21 protein-coding genes are annotated in these 18,937 nt (G+C 67.4%); 11 read left to right on the top strand and 10 right to left on the bottom strand.

Annotation, left to right across the window (positions count from 1 at the left end; all coding sequences use genetic code 11):
• Position 1: 1 nt before the first annotated feature.
• Entirely contained in the window at positions 2–214 is a 213-nt protein-coding gene (locus tag G6N38_RS10150; RefSeq protein WP_163747410.1) for a TOBE domain-containing protein, read from the bottom strand.
• 169 nt (positions 215–383) lie between these two features.
• On the opposite strand from G6N38_RS10150, the gene G6N38_RS10145 reads away from it, so the two are divergent.
• The gene (locus G6N38_RS10145) at positions 384–896 is read left to right on the top strand and encodes a hypothetical protein (RefSeq protein ID WP_163747409.1); all 513 of its coding nucleotides are present in this window, start codon (positions 384–386) and stop codon (positions 894–896) included.
• A gap of 9 nt (positions 897–905) precedes the next feature.
• Here G6N38_RS10145 and G6N38_RS10140 read toward each other — a convergent pair whose 3' ends face one another.
• Complete coding sequence (locus tag G6N38_RS10140) at positions 906–1,523, bottom strand: TetR/AcrR family transcriptional regulator (RefSeq protein WP_163747408.1); 618 nt, start codon at positions 1,521–1,523, stop codon at positions 906–908.
• A 123-nt stretch (positions 1,524–1,646) separates the two neighbouring features.
• Between G6N38_RS10140 and G6N38_RS10135 the strand changes: the two genes are divergently transcribed.
• The gene (locus tag G6N38_RS10135) at positions 1,647–3,005 is read left to right on the top strand and encodes a cytochrome P450 (RefSeq protein ID WP_163747407.1); all 1,359 of its coding nucleotides are present in this window, start codon (positions 1,647–1,649) and stop codon (positions 3,003–3,005) included.
• A gap of 85 nt (positions 3,006–3,090) precedes the next feature.
• On the opposite strand, the gene msrA is transcribed toward G6N38_RS10135, so the two are convergent.
• Together msrA and msrB are read right to left on the bottom strand one after the other, a co-directional pair.
• Positions 3,091–3,600 carry a peptide-methionine (S)-S-oxide reductase MsrA gene (gene msrA, locus G6N38_RS10130; RefSeq protein WP_163747406.1) on the bottom strand — a complete coding sequence of 170 codons (510 nt, stop codon included), beginning with the start codon at positions 3,598–3,600 and terminating at the stop codon, positions 3,091–3,093.
• Positions 3,597–4,058: a peptide-methionine (R)-S-oxide reductase MsrB gene (gene msrB / locus G6N38_RS10125; protein WP_163751919.1), complete on the bottom strand. Its 462-nt coding sequence runs from the start codon at positions 4,056–4,058 to the stop codon at positions 3,597–3,599. The genes msrA and msrB overlap by 4 nt, the downstream gene beginning before the upstream one ends.
• A 187-nt stretch (positions 4,059–4,245) precedes the next feature.
• Between msrB and G6N38_RS10120 the strand changes: the two genes are divergently transcribed.
• The 8 genes from G6N38_RS10120 (at position 4,246) to G6N38_RS10085 (ending at position 10,634) form a co-directional block, all read left to right on the top strand.
• Positions 4,246–5,220 (top strand): GGDEF domain-containing protein, encoded by a 975-nt coding sequence (locus tag G6N38_RS10120; RefSeq protein ID WP_163751918.1) that lies wholly within the window; start codon positions 4,246–4,248, stop codon positions 5,218–5,220.
• Between the two features lie 57 nt (positions 5,221–5,277).
• A complete protein-coding gene (locus G6N38_RS10115; protein WP_163747405.1) occupies positions 5,278–5,778 on the top strand; it encodes a nuclear transport factor 2 family protein in 501 nt (166 codons plus the stop codon).
• A complete protein-coding gene (locus tag G6N38_RS10110) occupies positions 5,775–6,794 on the top strand; it encodes an NAD-dependent epimerase/dehydratase family protein (protein WP_407662961.1) in 1,020 nt (339 codons plus the stop codon). The genes G6N38_RS10115 and G6N38_RS10110 overlap by 4 nt, the downstream gene beginning before the upstream one ends.
• Before the next feature lie 31 nt (positions 6,795–6,825).
• Entirely contained in the window at positions 6,826–7,209 is a 384-nt protein-coding gene (locus G6N38_RS10105) for a cupredoxin domain-containing protein (RefSeq protein WP_163747404.1), read from the top strand.
• A gap of 81 nt (positions 7,210–7,290) precedes the next feature.
• Positions 7,291–8,661: an NAD(P)/FAD-dependent oxidoreductase gene (locus G6N38_RS10100; RefSeq protein WP_163747403.1), complete on the top strand. Its 1,371-nt coding sequence runs from the start codon at positions 7,291–7,293 to the stop codon at positions 8,659–8,661.
• 63 nt (positions 8,662–8,724) lie between these two features.
• Positions 8,725–9,102, top strand: coding sequence for a DUF427 domain-containing protein (locus G6N38_RS10095; protein WP_163747402.1), 378 nt, complete (start codon positions 8,725–8,727; stop codon positions 9,100–9,102).
• A 2-nt stretch (positions 9,103–9,104) separates the two neighbouring features.
• Positions 9,105–10,019, top strand: a complete 915-nt coding sequence (locus G6N38_RS10090) for a DNA-3-methyladenine glycosylase family protein (protein ID WP_163747401.1) — start codon at positions 9,105–9,107, stop codon at positions 10,017–10,019.
• Positions 10,020–10,091: 72 nt separating this feature from the next.
• Entirely contained in the window at positions 10,092–10,634 is a 543-nt protein-coding gene (locus G6N38_RS10085; protein WP_163747400.1) for a Dps family protein, read from the top strand.
• 8 nt (positions 10,635–10,642) lie between these two features.
• On the opposite strand, the gene aqpZ is transcribed toward G6N38_RS10085, so the two are convergent.
• The 6 genes from aqpZ to G6N38_RS10055 all read right to left on the bottom strand — a co-directional run bounded on the left by aqpZ (position 10,643) and on the right by G6N38_RS10055 (position 17,122).
• The gene (gene aqpZ, locus G6N38_RS10080; protein ID WP_163747399.1) at positions 10,643–11,404 is read right to left on the bottom strand and encodes an aquaporin Z; all 762 of its coding nucleotides are present in this window, start codon (positions 11,402–11,404) and stop codon (positions 10,643–10,645) included.
• 112 nt (positions 11,405–11,516) lie between these two features.
• Entirely contained in the window at positions 11,517–12,962 is a 1,446-nt protein-coding gene (locus tag G6N38_RS10075) for a chloride channel protein (RefSeq protein ID WP_163747398.1), read from the bottom strand.
• A 27-nt stretch (positions 12,963–12,989) separates the two neighbouring features.
• Positions 12,990–13,247 carry an HPr family phosphocarrier protein gene (locus G6N38_RS10070; protein ID WP_163747397.1) on the bottom strand — a complete coding sequence of 86 codons (258 nt, stop codon included), beginning with the start codon at positions 13,245–13,247 and terminating at the stop codon, positions 12,990–12,992.
• A gap of 73 nt (positions 13,248–13,320) precedes the next feature.
• Positions 13,321–15,324 carry a PTS fructose transporter subunit IIABC gene (locus G6N38_RS10065; RefSeq protein ID WP_163747396.1) on the bottom strand — a complete coding sequence of 668 codons (2,004 nt, stop codon included), beginning with the start codon at positions 15,322–15,324 and terminating at the stop codon, positions 13,321–13,323.
• A gap of 14 nt (positions 15,325–15,338) precedes the next feature.
• On the bottom strand, positions 15,339–16,346 hold the full coding sequence (pfkB, locus tag G6N38_RS10060; protein WP_163747395.1) for a 1-phosphofructokinase: 1,008 nt from the start codon (positions 16,344–16,346) through the stop codon (positions 15,339–15,341).
• A complete protein-coding gene (locus G6N38_RS10055) occupies positions 16,343–17,122 on the bottom strand; it encodes a DeoR/GlpR family DNA-binding transcription regulator (protein ID WP_163751916.1) in 780 nt (259 codons plus the stop codon). The genes pfkB and G6N38_RS10055 overlap by 4 nt, the downstream gene beginning before the upstream one ends.
• 103 nt (positions 17,123–17,225) lie before the next feature.
• On the opposite strand from G6N38_RS10055, the gene ptsP reads away from it, so the two are divergent.
• Positions 17,226–18,923 carry a phosphoenolpyruvate--protein phosphotransferase gene (gene ptsP, locus G6N38_RS10050; RefSeq protein WP_407662960.1) on the top strand — a complete coding sequence of 566 codons (1,698 nt, stop codon included), beginning with the start codon at positions 17,226–17,228 and terminating at the stop codon, positions 18,921–18,923.
• Positions 18,924–18,937 lie beyond the last annotated feature (14 nt).

Below are 18,937 nucleotides of genomic sequence, written 5' to 3'. Positions count from 1 at the left end.
ATCACTGAACCCCGATCATCACCTCGGTCGATTTGACCAGCACCGTGGCGGGCTGGCCTTCGGTCAGACCCAGTTCCTCTGCGGCGTCCTTGGTGATCGACGCCGTCACGACCTGATCGCCACCGTCGAGGCGGACCTTCACCGTGGCCATCACCGCGCCAAGGTGAACCTCGACAATGGTGCCTTTGAGCTGATTGCGGGTCGACAAACGCATGAGATCCTCCGTCGGTTCGAAGCGGCGCTTTGAGCCTACGCAGAAGCCAGACCCGCGAGCCTAGAGTTGGTCGTATGTCGCCCAGGATCGTCAAAGCCGACACTGTGGACCATGCCGAGCTGCCTCAGACCTGGGGCCCGGTGGCGGCCACCCGGGGTTTCCCGCCGTCGTGAGCGGGCTGCACCAGCGCGACGGGTTCAGCTGTGGTCCCAGCGTCGCGGTGCTGGCCGGCGCACTGCTGGATGCCCACTACGGAGCCCCGCTGCGATCCGATGACGCGCAGTCGTGGTTCGAGGCCGAGCAGGCACGCGTACACCGGGCGATCAACGTGGTGTGGCCACTTGCGCTGGGCGCGACGCCGGCGGGGGTGGCCCGGGCGCTGACCGTGCACAGTGCGTCCCGCGGCGTGCGCTATCGGTGGCGGTCGGCGTGCTGTGGTGACCGGCTGGCCGACGTGTGCGATGCGGTTGCCGCAGGCTGGCCGGTGGCGATGCTGATCGGTGCGGTGCTGCCCCGGCACTGGGTGCTGCTGACCGAGATCGACGGCGTCGCCACCCACTGCTACGAGCCGTCGTCCGGTGAGGTGCTGGTTGTTCCGATCGACGACATTCGGCGCGGCCGATTGTCGCGTTTGGGGTTCCCGCGGGCATTCGCATTCGTCGTCCCGCGCCTCACCGAGTGAGAGTCGTTCTCACGCAGAAGACTTCGGGCCCAGCAGGGCCAGGGAGACCGCGATTATGGGCTCGATCATGTCGGTGGTGGGCTTGCCGTCCTCGACGGTCTGTGCGGTGAGCTCGCGCAGACCACCGACCAGGATCACCGCCGCCGCATGCGATATCGGTGCCAGGCCGGCGGTGCGAAAACCCTCGTTGGTAGTCAACTCGACGATCATCGTCGCGAGCCGACCGAACCCGCGGCGCAGTGTGGGCCTGGCATATTCACCCAGTGCCGGAAGCTCACGGATCCAGCTCAGCGTGATGGCCGGTCGTTCTTCGATGGTGTGCACGTAGGCGACCACGGCCTGGCGAACCTGCTCGTCCCAGGGTGCGCGCGGGTCGACGGCATCGCGAATGGTGGCGACGAGCTCATCGTTGTTGGCCGTCAGCAGCTCGGCGAAGCACTCCTCCTTGGTGGCGAACTGGCTGTAGAACGTGCGCTTCGAGGTGCGGGCGTACCGGACGATGTCGGCGACGGTGGTGTCGCGGTAGCCGCGTTCGTCGATCGAGACCGCGAGCCCGTCGAGTAGCCGCTGGCGGAAGTCGTCGTTGCGCCCGACGGCGGCGGCTTCGTCAACAGCCGTGGTGCTCATCCGACTCCTTCCGTTGCCGTCCGATTGCGCCAGCCCCTTGTCAGGGCCTGGTACCGAAGGGTACCGTACCCCGCAACCCCGTGGTACAACGCGGTACCACGCCAGTACTGGAAGGCCTCACCGATGAGCGAAGCGCCAACCGTCGGAGCCGCCGGGCCGGCGACATCGGCCAGGGATCGTCCGGTTGTAGTCGAACCGAAGCTGCCACCGACTCCAGGGCTGCCGAGCGCCCTGATCAAGGTGGCGTTTGTGGCCGCGCGCCGGTCGACGTCAGACTGGCTGACTCGCCGCTACGGGCGCAGCATCACACTGCAGGTGCCGGTGTTCGGCAATGCCGTCTTGGTGTCCGACCCCGCGCTGACCAAACAGATCTTCACTACCAGTCCCGACGTTCTCTACAACATCCAGCCCAACCTGAGCCGGCTTCTGGGCAAGGGGTCGGTGTTCGCTCTCGATGGTGTCGAGCACCGCGCACGGCGCAAGCTGCTCACTCCGCCCTTTCACGGCAAGAGCATCAAGGCCTACGAGCAGATCGTGATCGAGGAGACGCTGCGCGAGGTCGAATCATGGCCGCAGGGAACCGAGTTCGCCACACTCGAGCCGATGATGCACATCACCCTCAACATCATCCTGCGAGCGATCTTCGGCGCCGACGGGTACGAGCTGGAACGCCTGCGTGACCTCATCCCGAGGTGGGTGACCCTGGGCTCACGGCTGGCGGTGCTGCCCGCGCCGAAACGCGAATTGCCCTGGACCCCTTGGGGGAAACTCGCCGAATACCGTCGTGAATACGAGGGTCTGGTGGACACACTGATCGATCGGGTGCAACGCGACCCCAACTTCGAGGACCGGACCGATGTGCTGTCGCTGTTCCTGCGCAGCAGTTACGAGGACGGCTCGAAGATGACGCGCGTGGAGATCGGCGACGAGCTGCTGACGCTGCTGGCCGCCGGTCACGAGACCACCGCGTCGACCCTGGCGTGGGCGTTCGAACGGATCTCCCGGCATCCGGAAGTGTTGCGCCGCCTGGTTGCCGAGGCCGAGACCGACGACAACACCTACCGTCAAGCGACGATTTTCGAGATCCAGCGCAACCGGACGGTGATCGACTTCTCCGGCCGGCACGTCATGGCGCCGATCTACGAACTTGGCGAATGGCGGGTTCCGCAGGGCTATTCGGTAATGGTCAGCCTCAATCAGCTGCACGAGAACCCCGAGATGTTCCCCGATCCGCAGCGGTTCGACCCGCAGCGCTTCCTCGACGCCAGGCCCAACACCTTCGCCTGGGTACCGTTCGGTGGTGGTACCCGTCGCTGTATCGGCGCCGCCTTCGCCAATATGGAGATGGACGTCGTCCTACGAACGGTGTTGCGTCACTTCACCATTGCGACAACAACCGCGCCGGGTGAGAAATGGCATTCGCGCGGGGTGGCGTTCACGCCGAAAAAGGGTGGGCGCGTCGTCGTGCATCGACGAAACTGACGCGCGACGCGCCGAGTGTGCGCTCTCATACGGTAGCTGCGGCGAGTTGCGTACGAAACCGCACACCCGGGCCGGAGGGGTGACCCTAGACCTGCGCTCGCTTCGGTAGCTTCCAGCCCGCCCGCGGGAAGTGGCAGGTGTACCCGTTCGGGTAATGCACCAGATAGTCCTGGTGCTCTGGCTCGGCATCCCAGAAGTCACCGGCCGGCGTCACTTCGGTGACCACCTTGCCCGGCCACAGCCCGGAGGCGTCGACGTCGGCGATGGTGTCCAGGGCGACCTGCTTCTGCTCGTCGTCGAGGTAGAAGATCGCCGACCGGTAGCTGGTGCCGACATCATTGCCTTGCCGGTTCTTCGTGCTCGGATCATGAATCTGGAAGAAGAACTCCAGCAGTGCGCGGAAATCGGTCTGGGCCGGGTCGTAGACGATCTCGATCGCCTCGGCATGACCGGGATGGTTGCGGTAGGTCGGGTGGTCGTTCTGGCCGCCGGTGTAGCCGACCCGGGTGGATACCACGCCGGGCTGCTTGCGGATCAGGTCCTGCATGCCCCAGAAGCAACCGCCGGCCAATATCGCCGTCTTGGTGTCGCTCACACGTCCTCCTTGGAAGTCTCGAACAAACTCGTGTAGTTGCCATAGCCCTGCGCCTCGAGATCGTCGAGGTGGATGAACTTCAGCGAAGCGGAGTTGATGCAGTAGCGCAACCCTCCCTGCGCGCGCGGCCCGTCTTTGAACACGTGCCCCAGATGGCTATCGCCATTGGCCGAGCGAACCTCGGTACGGACCATCAGGTGACTGAAGTCCCGTTTGGTCACGACGTTGGAGGTGTCAATCGGTTTGGTGAAACTGGGCCACCCGGAGCCGCTGTCGAACTTGTCGATCGAGGCGAACAACGGCTCGCCCGAGACGACGTCGACGTAGATGCCCGGCTCGTGGTTGTCCCAGTACGCACCGGTGAAGGGACGCTCGGTGCCGTTGTCCTGGGTTACCCGGTACTGCTCGGGAGACAACGCGGAAACGGCCGCCGGATTGCGGTGATAGTCGTGCGACATGCCCGATTCAACCTCAACTGTCATTCAGATAATCCCGGGTGCGCATGTCTGCTGCGGTTAATCTACGTCGGTGTCACAATTGGCTAGCCGGCAACGTGGCCGGTCCTGACCAGGAAAGTTTGACGTAATGCGGCTTCGCCGGAGCGGCGGTCCGGCGCCCACCACTAAGCGGGACCGCATGTATCGGGTGAAGCTGCTTGCCTACACCGGCAGCGATTTCTACGGCGCCCAGCAGATCCGCTTGCTGCGAATTTATTTGGGCCTTACGACCTTCCTGTACGCCTACGGTGTCGTGTTCACCATCTGGCCGATCCGCAAGGATCTGACGTACGCGAACCCGACCGGCGGCATGCTGGCCATCTGCCTGGGCGTCGCGGCGTTGCTCTGGCTGGCCGCCAAACCGGATAAACCAGGACCCGCGACGCTGGCGGCCATCGTCGCGACCCCGTTGGTGATGGCCTTCCACATCGCGATGAGCGCCGAGTTTGCCTGCCTGATCGCGCCGATGTTCCTCGCGATGTACTTGCGGGCGTTCTATCCACCGCGGCGGGCCGTCGTGCTCATCGGCCTTCTCACACTGGCCTCGGTTGTGGCGCTGGCCGTCGCGCCGCTGCCCAAGCTTTACATCGACTACCTGATCTGGGCCGTCGCGATCGTCGGGGCGGCGGAATCGTTCGGGCTCGTGATGCGCGCCCTGGTCACCAGCGCGTGCACCGACCCGCTGACTGGCCTGCTGAATCGGGCCGGATGGGAGATCGCCACGCGAGACCTCTTGGCTCGTAGGCGATCACCAATGACGACCATCACAGTGATCGTGATGGATCTCGACGGCTTCAAACAGATCAACGACACCCTCGGGCATCAGGCAGGGGACGAGCACCTCGCGGGTCATGCGCGCCGATGGCGCGGCCTGGTGCCAGAAGGCGCGGTGCTGGCCAGACTCGGCGGCGACGAGTTCGCCGCATGCGTCGCCGACCGCACCGACCGCGGCACGTCGTCTGCACAGCGGTTCGTCGGCGATGTCAGGCACCACACTCCCGACACGAGCTTCGGGATGGCGTCGCAGCCCGGCGACACCGCCAACATCGCGGCGCTGTACGCGCACGCCGACGCCCAGTTGTATGCCGCCAAGGGCCGGAATCGCCGCGAGACCGACCGCTGAGCCCGAATCGGGACGGATTCGCGACATGCGTACTAGAACTTGTTCTAGTTTGATGCTGTGGCGCGATTCTCCCGTGAAGAACTGACCGAAGCATTCGCAATTTTCGAGCAGACGGTCGACGCCGCCGCTCGCAGCCAAGACTGGGACGCCTGGGTGAGTCACTACACCCCCGACGTCGACTACATCGAGCACGCGATGGGCACGATGAAGGGCCGCGACGAGGTGCGGACCTGGATCACCACGACGATGGGCAGCTTCCCCGGCAGCTATATGACGGAGTTCCCGTCGCTGTGGGCGGTGTTCGATGAGGACACCGGCCGGGTCATCTGCGAGCTGGACAACCCCATGCGCGATCCCGGTGACGGCACGATCATCAGCGCCACCAACATCTCGATCGTCACCTACGCCGGTGACGGGCTGTGGTCGCGCCAAGAGGACATCTACAACCCGCTGCGCTTCCTGCAAGCCGGGATGAAGTGGTGCAAGAAAGCCGAAAAGCTGGGCACCCTCGACGACGAGGCGGCCGCCTGGATGCGCGCCAACGGGGGATTCAAGTGAGCGCGCCCAAGCTCGTCATCGGGGCCAACGGATTCCTCGGCTCGCACGTCACCCGCCAACTGGTCGCCGCCGGGCATCAGGTCCGGGTCATGGTGCGGGCCAATGCTTCCACCATCTCGATCGACGATCTCGACGTGCAGCGGTTCGTCGGCGATATCTGGGACAACGCGGTGTTGCGCGAGGCGATGGCCGGATGCGACGACGTCTATTACTGCGTCGTCGACACCCGCGGCTGGCTGAGCGATCCCGCGCCGCTGTTCCACACCAACGTCGAGGGCACCCGCAATGTCCTCGAAATCGCCAAAGATCTAGGCCTGCACCGGTTTATCTTCACCAGTAGTTACGTCACCGTCGGGCGTCGCCGCGGCAGGACCGCCAGCGAGGACGACGTCATCGACGACCGCGGCCTGACGCCCTACGTCCGCTCCCGGGTCCAGGCCGAGGAACTGGTGTTGCGCTATGCGCGCGAGTACGGCCTGCCCGCGATCGCGATGTGTGTGTCGACCACCTATGGCACCGGCGACTGGGGCCGCACCCCGCACGGCGCCATCATCGCCGGCGCGGCGTTCGGCAAGCTGCCGTTCGTGATGGGAGGTATCGAGCTGGAAGCCGTCGGAGTCGAGGATGCCGCCCGGGCGATGATCCTGGCCGCGCAGCGAGGCCGGGTGGGGGAGCGCTACCTGATCTCGGAGAAGATGATCAGCAATGCCGAAGTGGCCCGGATTGCCGCCGTCGAGGCCGGAGTTCCGCCGCCCGCCAGGACGATTCCGCTGTCGCTCGCCTACGCGCTGGCCGCGATGGGCACCGCCAAGGCCCGGTTGCAGAAGACCGACGAGAAGCTGTCCCTGGGTTCGCTGCGGCTGATGCGCGCCGAGGGCCCGCTCGACCACAGCAAGGCCGTCGGTGAATTGGGCTGGGAGCCGCGGCCGGTGGAAGAGTCCGTCCGAGAGGCCGCACGTTTCTGGGTCGGGCTGCGTGAGGCCAAACGACAGGCGAAGGCGGCCAAGCCGGACTGAACCGGAGGCCAGCCGATTACGTGTCCCGCGTATGACGCCACGCATCCTTGTGCTGTCGGTCGCTATTCTGATCGCCGCTGTCCTGCTGGTGGCGGCGTGTTCGGCGGGGCCCACGTCGGCACCGTCGTCCGCACCGTCGTCCGCGTCGCCGACCGCAGTGCAGGCCGCGGGCCCGACGATTGCCATCGCCGCCATGAAATTCACCTCACCGGCCCCGGTGCCGCCCGGCGCCACGGTGACTGTGACCAATTCCGACGGGGTCGAGCACACCGTCACCGCCGACTCCGGCAATGCGTTCAACGTCGAGATCGGCGAGAAGGGCACCGCCACCTTCACCGCCCCGACGCAGCCGGGAACATACGCCTACCACTGCACCTACCACCCGACGATGCACGGGCAGCTGATCGTTGCCTGACATCGGGCCCCGAGGATGTCCTGGGTGCCGGCGCTCGAGGCGATGGCGCGGTATCACCGCCGCGCGCTCTAGATTCGTAGGATGCCCACGATCAACGGCGCCGTCTCGCACTGGTTCACCGAACTTCCCCAACCTCGCCCCGCCCTGCCCGGTGACCGCGACGCCGACGTCTGCATCGTCGGTGCCGGGTACACCGGGCTGTGGACCGCCTACTACCTGAAGCAGGCCGACCCGTCGCTGCGGATCACGGTGCTGGAGGCCCGTTTTGCCGGGTTCGGCGCCTCCGGGCGCAACGGCGGCTGGCTGTCCGGGCTGGCGCCCGGCCACCGCGGGCTGCTGGCCAAGCAGTACGGCCGAGACAATGTGGTGGCCTGGCAGCAGACCCTCAACGCAGCCGTCGACGAAGTCATCGCGGTGGCTGCCAGGGAGAACATCAACGCCGACATCGTCAAGGGCGGCAACCTCGAGGTCGCCCGCAACGCGGCCCAGGCCCGGCGGTTGCGCGCCGAGGCCGACGAGGACCGGGAGTGGGGGACCGATGGCATCGAGATGCTGACCGCCGCCGAAGCGGCGTCGCGGGTACGGGTGGACAGCCTGGTGCTCGGCTCGTTCAACCCGCACTGCGCGCGGATCCAGCCGGCCAAGCTGGCCCGCGGTCTGGCCGACGTCGTCCAACGTCTCGGCGTGACCATCTACGAGCAGACTCCCGTGACGGCGATCGGCCCGGGACGGGCCCAGACGCCGATGGGCGCGGTGCGGGCACCGATCGTGCTGCGCGCCACCGAGGGCTTCACGCCCCGGATGCGCGGGTTGCGGCGGCGCTGGCTGCCGATGAACAGCGCGATGATCGCCACCGAACCGATACCGGACGATGTTTGGGCACGCATCGGCTGGGAAGGCCGCGAAACGGTGGGCGATCTGGCGCACGGATTCTTCTACGCACAGCGCACCGCCGACAACCGCATCGCGATCGGTGGCCGGGCGGTGCCGTATCGCTACGCCTCCCGCATCGATCACGACGGGGCCGTCGGCGCCGACACCATCACATACCTGACCCGGGTGCTCAACACTGTCCTGCCGCAGACCCGGGGGGTGTCGATCGCGCACGGCTGGTGCGGCGTGCTGGGCGTGCCCCGCGACTGGTCGGCAGGCGTCAGCCTGGACCCGGTCACCGGACTGGGTGAGGCCGGCGGTTACGTCGGCCACGGCGTCACGGCGACCAACCTGGCCGGCCGGACCCTGACCGACCTGGTGCTCAAGCGGTCCACGCCGTTGACCGCCCTGCCCTGGGTCGGTCACCACTCGCGCACTTGGGAACCGGAACCGTTCCGCTGGCTCGGCGTGCGCGGGATGTACACCGCCTACAAAGTGGCCGACCGGCACGAGGCAGGGGGCCGGTCGACGACGTCGCCGATTGCCGTTGTCGCAGACGCCATCGCCCGTCGGCCGTAGCGTGGGAATCATCGATGTGCTGCGGTGTTGCATGAACTACGCCGAGAGCAGGGAGAACCTCCGATGAGCACACGAGAGATCAAGCAGCCCACTGCCGAGCATCCGATCACGATCACCCCGACCGGCGGGCGCGTACAGGTCCGGGTCAACGGTGAACTGGTCGCCGACACCCGCGCCGCGCTCGGCCTTGCCGAATCCACTTACGCGGTAGTGCAATACATTCCGATCGGTGACGTGGACCCCGCCGTGCTGACCCGCACCGACACCCAGACGTACTGCCCGTACAAAGGTGATGCGACCTACTACAGCGTCACCGCGGCGGGGACGACCGTGGACGACGCGATCTGGACCTACGAAGAGCCGTATCCAGCGGTCGCCGCCATTGCCGGACACGTTGCGTTCTACCCGAACAAGGCTGACATCAGCGTCGACCCGGACTGACGTTGGACGCGAAAGAGCGCACGCTGGTCTTCCCCGGTCCGGTCAGCCCCGGGCTCACTTTGGCGCCGCAGCGGCGCGGGCCGGGCGACCCGTGCTACCAGCTCGACGCGCAGCGGGCGATCTGGCGGACCAGCCTGCAGGCCAGCGGTCCCGTCACCGCTCGGATCCACCGCACCGCCCCCGACACTGTGGCCTGCCAGGCCTGGGGCGAGGGGGCGCAGGAGTACGTCGATGCGCTGCCAGCGCTGCTGGGCTTCGACGACGACGCGAGTGACTTCCGTCCGCAGCACCCGGTCGTGGCGGCCGCCGCCGCGCGGGTCCCCCATCTCCGACTGGGCCGCACCGCTCGGGTGTTGGAGGCACTGATTCCCGCGGTGATCGAGCAGCGGGTGCCCGGTGCAGACGCGTTTCGAGCCTGGCGGCTGCTGGTCACCAAGTTCGGTACCCCGGCCCCGGGCCCCGCGCCCGCCCTGATGCGGGTGCCACCATCGGCCGAGGCATGGCGGCGCGTCCCGTCCTGGGAGTTCCATCGCGCCAACGTGGACCCTGGCCGGGCCCGCACGGTCGTCGGCTGCGCGCAGCGGGCGGCCACGCTCGAGCGGTTGTCGGGCCGTCCCGTGCTCGAGGCGAGGGAAGCGCTGACCACGCTTCCCGGTGTCGGCGTATGGACGGCGGCCGAGGTCGCCCAGCGGGCCTTCGGCGACGCCGACGCACTGTCGATCGGTGACTACCACGTCTCGAAGATGATCGGCTGGACACTGATCGGCCGTCCGGTGGACGACGCCGGGATGGTGGAGCTTCTCGAACCGATGCGCCCGCACCGCTATCGCGTGGTGCGCATGCTCCAGGCCAGCGGACTCGCCCAGGAACCGCGTCGCGGCGCCCGGCTCCCGGTTCAGCAGATCAGCAAGTTGTAGCGCGCTTCGGGTTTCCTGCAGGGCAGGCCGGGTATGCGGGGTGTCTACAGCGAAAGCACGAAGGAGCGATACATGGGTTCGAAATTCACCGTCCCCGGTTTGTCGGACGCGAAGAGCCGCAAGGTCGCCGATCTGTTGCAGAAGCAGCTCAGTACCTACAACGACCTACACCTGACCCTCAAGCACGTGCACTGGAATGTCGTGGGCCCCAGCTTCATTGGCGTGCACGAGATGATCGACCCGCAGGTTGAACTCGTCCGCGGCTATGCCGACGAGGTCGCCGAGCGGATTGCGACACTCGGACGGTCACCGCAGGGCACGCCGGGCGCCATTCTCAAGGACCGCACGTGGGATGACTACTCCGTCGGCCGCGACACCGTGCCGGCGCATCTGGCTGCTCTGGATCTGGTCTACGACGGCGTCATCGAGGATCTTCGCAAGGCGATCGACACCACCGAGGATCTGGATCCGGTCACCCAGGATCTGCTCATCGGCCACGCCGCCGCGCTGGAGAAGTTCCAATGGTTCGTGCGGGCCCATCTCGAAAGTGCCGCTGGCACTTTGACGCATGCTGGTAAATCGACCGAGAAGGGCGCCGCCGGCGCGGCGCGCTGAGCGCCTTGCTAGGACGTCTCCAGGGCGTCGTCGCGCACCGGCCGGTCAGCCAGCTCTTCGTTGCGGCCGAACAGCAGCGGGTAGAGGACACCGGCCAGGGCCGCGCCGACCAGCGGCGCCAGCCAGAACACCCACAGCTGGGCCGGTGCGCCGTCGGCATTGAAGAATGCGACACCGGTCGAGCGGGCCGGGTTGACCGACGTGTTCGAGATCGGGATCGAGATCAGGTGGATCAGCGTGAGCATCAGACCGATTGCCAGGCCAGCGAACCCTTTTGGCGCACGATTATCTGTGGCGCCGAGGATGACGAGCAGGAACAGGAACGTCATCAGCACCTCGGTGATCGCCACCGCGGCCAGTGAGTAGTGGAACGGGGAGTGCTCACCGTACCCGTTGGCGGCCAGGTGGCCGGTCGCGGTGAAGCCTGGCTTACCCTTGGCGACCCAATAAATCACGGCGCCGGCGGCCAGGCCACCGATCACCTGGACGACCCAATATGCTGGCAGCGCCTTCCATTCCACGCGCTTGGCCAGCGCGGCACCGAGGGTGACTGCCGGGTTGAAGTGCCCGCCGGAGATCGTGCCGAATGCGTATACGCCGGCCAGCACAGTCAGGCCAAAAGCCAGTGAGACACCGAGGAATCCGATACCCACCGAGCTGTCCTCGGCGGGGTCGGCTGCGAAAACAGCTGCGCCGCAACCCCCGAGAACCAACAAGAATGTACCGACGAATTCTGCGGCCAGTCGGTGCGCCATCGTGGGAGCGTTCACGGGTTAAACCCTTCGTCGTTGAATCGGGTCTGTCTGGCGCAAGGATCGCACGGCGGGGTCTCGAACGCACCGGCCTTTGCTGAATCGTATTGAGACAGTGACCTGTGGGCGGTCACTTTTCGGGCGCGTCATCCTCGGCGATCGTGGTGAATTCCGGTGCCGAGGCGGTAATCCGCTCGGCAGCGGCGGTTTCGCGGTTGAGCCGTTGGGCCCGATAGATAGACACCGGGGTCCGGATGATGATCAGATAGGCGATGCCGACAGCGACCATCGCGCCCGGAACCACCGAGAACGATCCGGTCATCTCGGCGACCATGAGCATCACCGCCAACGGCGCGTGTGCCACGCTGCCGAAGCAGGCCATCATCCCGGCGATCACGAAAACGCCCGGTCCGGAAGGCACTGCCGGCATACCGGCCACATCGGCCAGCCGCCACAGTGCTGCGCCCACGAACGCGCCGATCACGATGCCGGGACCGAAAATGCCTCCGGAGCCGCCACTTCCGATAGACAGCGAGGTTGCAATGATCTTGGCGATCGGGAGCACGAGCACGATCCACAGCGGGATCGACAGCAGCCCCTCTCTCGTCATGGCAATCTGCACCCAGCCGTAGCCACTGGACAGGATCTGCGGAATGGCCAGGGCCAGCAGACCGACCAGCAGCCCGCCGATCGCGGGCTTGATGATCTTGTTCCCGGGTAGCCGGTGGGTCAGTGCAACGGTGCCGTAGAACACTCGTGCATACAGGTATCCGACTGCCGCCGAGGCGATTCCGATGACGGCGAACCAGCCCAGTTGTGCCGGATCGAAGACGTAGTCGTGTTCCACGAATCCGAACATCGGCTCGAAACCGAGAATCGAGCCGTAAATCGCGTACGCCGTCCCGGAAGTGACGAAACCGGGGATCAGCGCCTTGTAGTCGAAATCCTCGCGGTAGACGATCGACGCGGCCAACACCGCCCCGCCCAGCGGTGCCCCGAAGATCGCGCCGATACCCGACCCGATACCCAGCGAGACCGCGACTCGACCGTCGGCGTCGGACAGATCGAACATCCGCGTCAGCAGCGACCCGAAACCCGCCGAGATCTGGGCCGTGGGTCCCTCGCGCCCGGCGGAGCCGCCCGAACCGATGGTCAGTGCGCTGGAGACCAGCTTCACCAACACCGCGCGGACGCGGATCGAGCGGGGATCGGTGTGGACGGCTTCGATGGCGCTGTCGGTGCCGTGCCCCGCAGCCTCCGGTGCCAGCTTGGCCACCAGGATCGCTGACGTCAGCGCGCCGCCGAACACGATCAACGGGATGGCCCACGGGCGGATGAAACCGGCCGTTCCGGTCCCGCCGCCGTCGGCGTAGGCCCCCGGCGGGTGATAGCCGCCGAGGTATCCGAGCAGGAACTGGCCGGTGTAATCCAAGGCCAGGTAGAAGACAACGGCACCGAGTCCGGCGATGATGCCGATGGCCACCCCGAGTATCAGCCATTTACGTAGGTAGGGAGATTCCCTCAGGAACTCGCCCAACCGCCCGCCCGCCTTGCTGCCGATCGGCGCATCGGCCATGGGGGGATGCTAACAGCGCGAAGCGCGTTACGCGTCGAGGTCCTGCTGGATCAGCTCGGCGATGCTCGCGCACGCCGCCTCGTCCTCGGAGGCGACGGTGACCTGCGCGCCATTGCCGGCGCCCAGGGTCATGATCATCAGTGCCGAACCGCCGTCCACTGGCTCGCCGCCGTCCAGTGACAACGTCACCGGAACACCCGCGTTGACAACAGCTTCGGAGATGATTGCGGCGGGGCGGGCGTGCAGCCCGATCGCCGAGCCGACGATGACGGTCTTGGTGTGCATGAGACTCCCTCTGTTGGTGTCGAATTCGACGTTATGGAGATGTTTACTCGAACTTCTGCGGTCAAACGGCGGTTTAGGAAACTGGCGCAGTGGCGACAGCGGGGGTACTGCGGGTGAACTGCTTGGCGCCGATCACCGCGAACGCGCCGACGACGGTGCCTGCGGCCAGCGCCACCAGGAACCATGCCAGGTTGCCGATCGCGAAGAACACGAAGATCCCACCGTGCGGCGCCTTGAGCGTGACGTCGAAGGCCATGATCAGCGCGCCGGTGAGTGCACCGCCGGCCATCATGGAGGGGATCACCCGCAGCGGGTCGGCGGCCGCGAACGGGATCGCCCCTTCGGAGATGAACGAGGCGCCCAGCAACCATGCGGCCCTGCCATTTTCGCGTTCCGGCTCGCTGAACAGTCCGGGCCGGATCGTGGTGGCCAGCGCCATCGCCAGCGGAGGCACCATGCCGGCGGCCATCACCGCGGCCATGATGCGCAGTGAGGCGGGGTCGGCGACGTTGAGTCCAGCCGTGGCGAAGGCGTAGGCCGCCTTGTTGACCGGTCCGCCGAGGTCGAAGCACATCATCAGGCCCAGGATCACGCCGAGCAGAATGACCGACGCGCCGGTGAGCCCGTTGAGCCAGTTGGTCAGCCCGGACGTGATCGCGGCCAGCGGGCGGCCCAGTAGCAAGAACATCAGCAGGCCGACGATCAGCGAGGCGAACAGCGGAATGATCACCACCGGCATCAGGCCGCGCAGCCATTGCGGCACGCTGACCCGGCTGATCCAGAGCGCGGCGAAGCCAGCGATCAAGCCGCCGACGATACCGCCGATGAACCCGCCGCCGACATACACCGCGACCGCGCCGGCGGTGAAACCCGGTGCGATACCTGGTCGGTCGGCGATGGCGAACGAGATGTAGCCGGCCAGTGCTGGAACAAGGAAGCTGAATGCCAAACCGCCGAGGGTGAACAAGACCGCACCGAGATACTGGGTGAAGCCGCCGCTGGGCAGATTGGTCAGCGAGTTGGTGGTGGCGATCAGATTGCCCAGCGACTTGGTCGCGCCGTCGGGGGTATTCGCGATGTCATAGCCGGCGAACAGGAAGCCCAACGCGATCAGCAGACCACCGGCGGCCACGAATGGGATCATGTAGCTGACACCGGTCAGCAGGATCTGCCGAATCCGGGTACCCCAGCCAATCCCACCGGAGGGCGCGCCGGCGTCGGCGGCCGCTGCCGTGCCCTCGACCCGGGCGGCCTTCGGATTACTCGAAGCGGCAACGGCTTCGGCGATCATGGTGTCCGGTTCGTTGATTGCCCGTTTCACCCCGGAGGCGATCACCGGCTTGCCGGCGAATCGCTGACGGTCCTTGACGCCGACGTCGGTGGCGAAGATGACGGCATCGGCGCCGGTGATCGTCTCCGCGCTCACCGGTGTGCTGCCCGAGGAGCCTTGGGTTTCGACCGTCAGGTTCACGCCCGCGCGCTCGGCGGCCAGCTTCAGCGCGTCGGCGGCCATATAGGTGTGGGCGATGCCGGTGGGACACGCGGTGATCGCAACGATCGACTTGGCCTGCACCGCTGCGGGTGTGGCCGCGGCAGCGGCCGGCTTGGGGGCTGCCGGATTCACCACCCCGTCGACGAGACCCACCACGTCTGAAGCCGACTTGGCGTCGCGCAACGACTGCACGAAGTCCGGCCGCACCAACGCGCGCGCCAGGCTGGACAGCAGCTTCATGTGCTCGGCGCCGGCGCCGTCCGGTGCGGCGATCAGGAACACCAGATCCGCTGGGCCGTCGGGCGCACCGAAGTCGACCTTCGGTGACAGCCGGGCGAACCCGATCGACGGACTGGCCACCGCCGCCGACCGGCAGTGCGGGATCGCGATACCACCGGGAAGCCCGGTGGCCGATTGCGCTTCGCGCGCCATGGCTGCGGCCTTCAACGCGGCGCCGTCGCTGACCCGTCCGCTGTCGGCGAGCCGGGTCGCGAGACGGCCGATCACCGACTCCTTGTCCGACCCGGCGTCGACGTCGAGGAGCACCAGGTCGGTGCTGATGATGGAACTGGCGGAGTTCGTCATGGGAATGCCTTTACTCAGGGAAGGGCTGGCGGAGTTGCGGTGCGCGTGGATCCGGCGGGGTAGGGCGATATCGGCGTGACCGCCACATCATCGAGGTCGATCTGGGCCGGCGACGGAAGCGCCGAACCGGGAAGTGCCGCAGCGGCACTGCCGTAGGCGACAGCCATTTGCAGTCGTTGCGGCGCCTGCGCACCACCGACGTCGGCGCGTACGTAGCCCGCGAGAGAGGAGTCGCCGGCGCCGACGGTGCTCCTTGGCTTGATCGGCGGTGGCGTGGCCAGCCAGCTGCCGGTGTCGTTGACCAGTAGGGCGCCGGCGGCGCCGAGTGTGGCCAGCACTGTTTTGGCGCCACGGTCGAGCAGTTGTCGGGCAGCGTCAACGACGGGATCGGGATTGCCCTGGGCCAGAGCGTCTTCCAGCTCCTGCGCATCGACACCGACCAGGCTGGCCAGCTCCTCGGAGTTCGGCTTGATCAGGTCGGGGGCGGCGGTGGCGAAGCCCGCCGCCAGCGCTGTCAGTGGGGCATCGGAGGTGTCGACCGCGACTTTGCAGTCATAGGAGCCCAACTGGGCCACCACATCGGCGTACCAGCCGTCGGGAATTCCGGGCGGCAGGGACCCGGACAACACCACCCAGCGGGCACCCGCCGCACGATCGAGGATCGCCTGGGTGAACGCGGCCAGCGCGGGCACATCGATCACCGCGCCTGGCTCGTTGATCTTCGTTGTGGTGCCGTCAGATTCGGTGATCGCGAGGTTCGTGCGCACTGCGCCGTCAATGGGCACCAGATAGAACGGCACACCACACGACTCCAGCGCCGCGACGATCGGGTCGTGTCGGGCGGCGGGCAGCACCGCGACGGTGTCCAGCCCGGCCAGCGTCAGCGCCCGCGCGACGTTGACGCCCTTGCCCCCTGGTTCGGTCGTCACCGACTGCACCCGGTGCACCGCGCCGCGCACCAACTGGGCGGGCAGCGTCACCGTGCGGTCGATACTCGGGTTGGGCGTGACGGTGACGATCATGATTCCCCTTTTGCCACAACGACTTCGATGCCTTGCTCGGCCAGCTCGGCGCGGTCGGCGGCGCTGATCTCGCGGTCGGTGATCAGCGCGTCGACACTATCGATGGGGGCGAAGCTGACGAACTCCTCGCGACCGACCTTCGATGAGTCGGCCAGCACGACCACATAGTTGGCGCAGCGGACCATCGCGCGTTTGACAGCTGCTTCCTCGCTGTCGGGGGTCGAGAGCCCGTGGCGCACGGTGATGCCGTTGGCCCCGATGAACGCGATGTCCACCCGGATCGTGTCGAGCGCGCGCAGGACCGGTTCGCCGACGGCTGCCTGGGTGAGCCCGCGAACCCGGCCGCCGAGCAGCTGCAGGTTGATTGCTGGCAGGGCGGCCAGCCGGGCCGCGATCGGCACCGAGTTGGTGACCGCGACCAGTTCGCGGTCGGCCGGCAGCATGCCCGCGACGCGGGCGGTGGTGGTGCCTGCGTCGAAAAGCACGGTCGCACCGGACAGCGGAAGGAATTCGGCGGCGGCCCGAGCGATGGCCTCCTTGTAGTCGGCACGGGTGGCCTCTCGCTCATCGACGCCAGGCTCGACCACATGCAGCGCGCGTACCGGGACCGCGCCGCCGTGCACCCGCCGCAGCACTCCGGCCCGGTCCAGTACCGCGAGGTCGCGGCGGACGGTCTCGGTCGTGACGTCGTAGACCTGGGCCAGTTCGGCCACCGAGGCGCGTCCTTGGGACAGCACTCGGGCGGCGATCGCCTGCTGACGTTCTTCCGGGTACACGATTCTCCGTTTATGTGGGGTCATGCCGGCATTGAATGTTGATATGTGTTGTTTTACCCCCGTTCGTGTTGACTTGTCAACGATTCGTTGTAACCTAGTTCACATGTCCACCTCATCCACACCTACCTCACTCGGTGCCGGACAGGTCCTCACCGGCGTCCCCGTGGTCCCCGGTGTCCGCTACGCACCGGTCATCCGCCCCGGTCGCCTCCCCGCCATCGAGGACCTCGACCCCGGCGGTGAGCTTGCCGACGACGAGCGCGACGGCGAGGCGGCCCGGTTCACCACCGCGGCGGCCACGGTCGCCGGGCGGCTGCGGGAGCGCGCCGCCCGGGCGACAGGCGCCGCCTCGGAGGTGCTGGCCGCCACCGCGACGTTGGCGCAGGACCGCGCCTGGCTGGGGGCGGCGGAGAAACGTATCAAAGAGGGCGCGCCGGCGGTGCGCGCCACCGCCGCGGCGGTGGACCAGTTCGTCGACCTGTTCACCACGATGGGTGGGCTGATGGCCGAGCGCGTCACCGACCTGCGTGACATTCGCGACCGGGTGGTCGCCGAACTCAGCGGGCTGGCCGAGCCCGGCGTGCCCGTACCGGCGCAACCGGCGATCCTGTGCGCCGAGGACCTCGCACCCGCCGACACCGCGGGGCTGGACCCCACGCTCGTCGTCGGCCTGGCCACCACGCTCGGCGGGCCGACCAGCCACACCGCGATCATCGCCCGTCAGCTGGGTATCCCGTGCGTCGTGGCCGTCCATGGCCTCGACGACATCCCGGCCGGCGCCGACGTTCTGATCGACGGAACCCACGGCACCGTCAGCGTCTCGCCCGACCCGGCCGAAGCCGCCGCGGCCGTCGAGACCGCTGATGCGGCAGCCGCGGCGATGGCCGGCTGGACGGGCCCCGGCGCGACCGCCGACGGCCACCCGGTGTCGATCCTGGCCAATGTTCAGGACGGGTCGGCGGCCCGGTCCGCGCGGGAAACCCCGGCCGAGGGCATCGGGCTGTTCCGCACCGAACTGTGCTTCCTCAACCGCGACACCGAACCCACCGTCGACGAACAGGCCTCGATCTACGCCGAGGTGCTCGACGCCTACGCCGGGTGCAAGGTCGTCATCCGCACCCTGGACGCCGGATCGGACAAGCCGCTGAAGTTCGTCGGGCATCCCGACGAGGCCAACCCCGCGCTCGGCGTGCGAGGAATCCGGATCGAGGCCCTTCATCCCGAGGTGCTCGAGCGTCAGCTGGACGCGATCGCGCTCGCTGCTGAACGGACCGGCAGCGCGCCGTGGGTGATGGCGCCGATGATCGCCACCCCCGACGAGGCCAAGCGGTTCGCCGATCGGGCCCGCCAACGCGGCCTGGTCCCTGGCGTGATGATCGAGGTGCCCGCCGCCGCGTTGCTGGCCGACCACATCCTGGCCCATGTCGAGTTTCTCTCGATCGGCACCAACGACCTGGCGCAATACACGATGGCCGCTGATCGGATGTCCGCCGAACTGGCCACCCTGACCGACCCCTGGCAGCCCGGTGTGCTGACACTGGTCGCGCAGACCGCGCGCGCCGGGGCCAGCCGCGGCAAGCCCGTCGGGGTCTGCGGCGAGGCCGCCGCCGACCCACTGCTGGCCTGTGTCCTCGTCGGGCTGGGCGTCACATCGCTGTCCGCGGCCGCCGCCGCCGTGACCGGCGTCGGCGCCAAGCTCGCCTCGGTCACGCTGCAACAATGCCGCGACGCCGCCGAGGCCGTGCTGACCACGGCGAGTGCCGCCGAGGCCCGCGCGGCGGCGCTCGCGGTGCTGGACTGAGGAATTAATCGGAC

It is taken from the genome of Mycolicibacterium helvum (genome assembly GCF_010731895.1).
Taxonomy (GTDB): Bacteria; Actinomycetota; Actinomycetes; order Mycobacteriales; family Mycobacteriaceae; genus Mycobacterium; species Mycobacterium helvum.
Note: the sequence above shows the minus strand (reverse complement) of the source record. Positions and strands in the feature narration are given on the sequence as shown.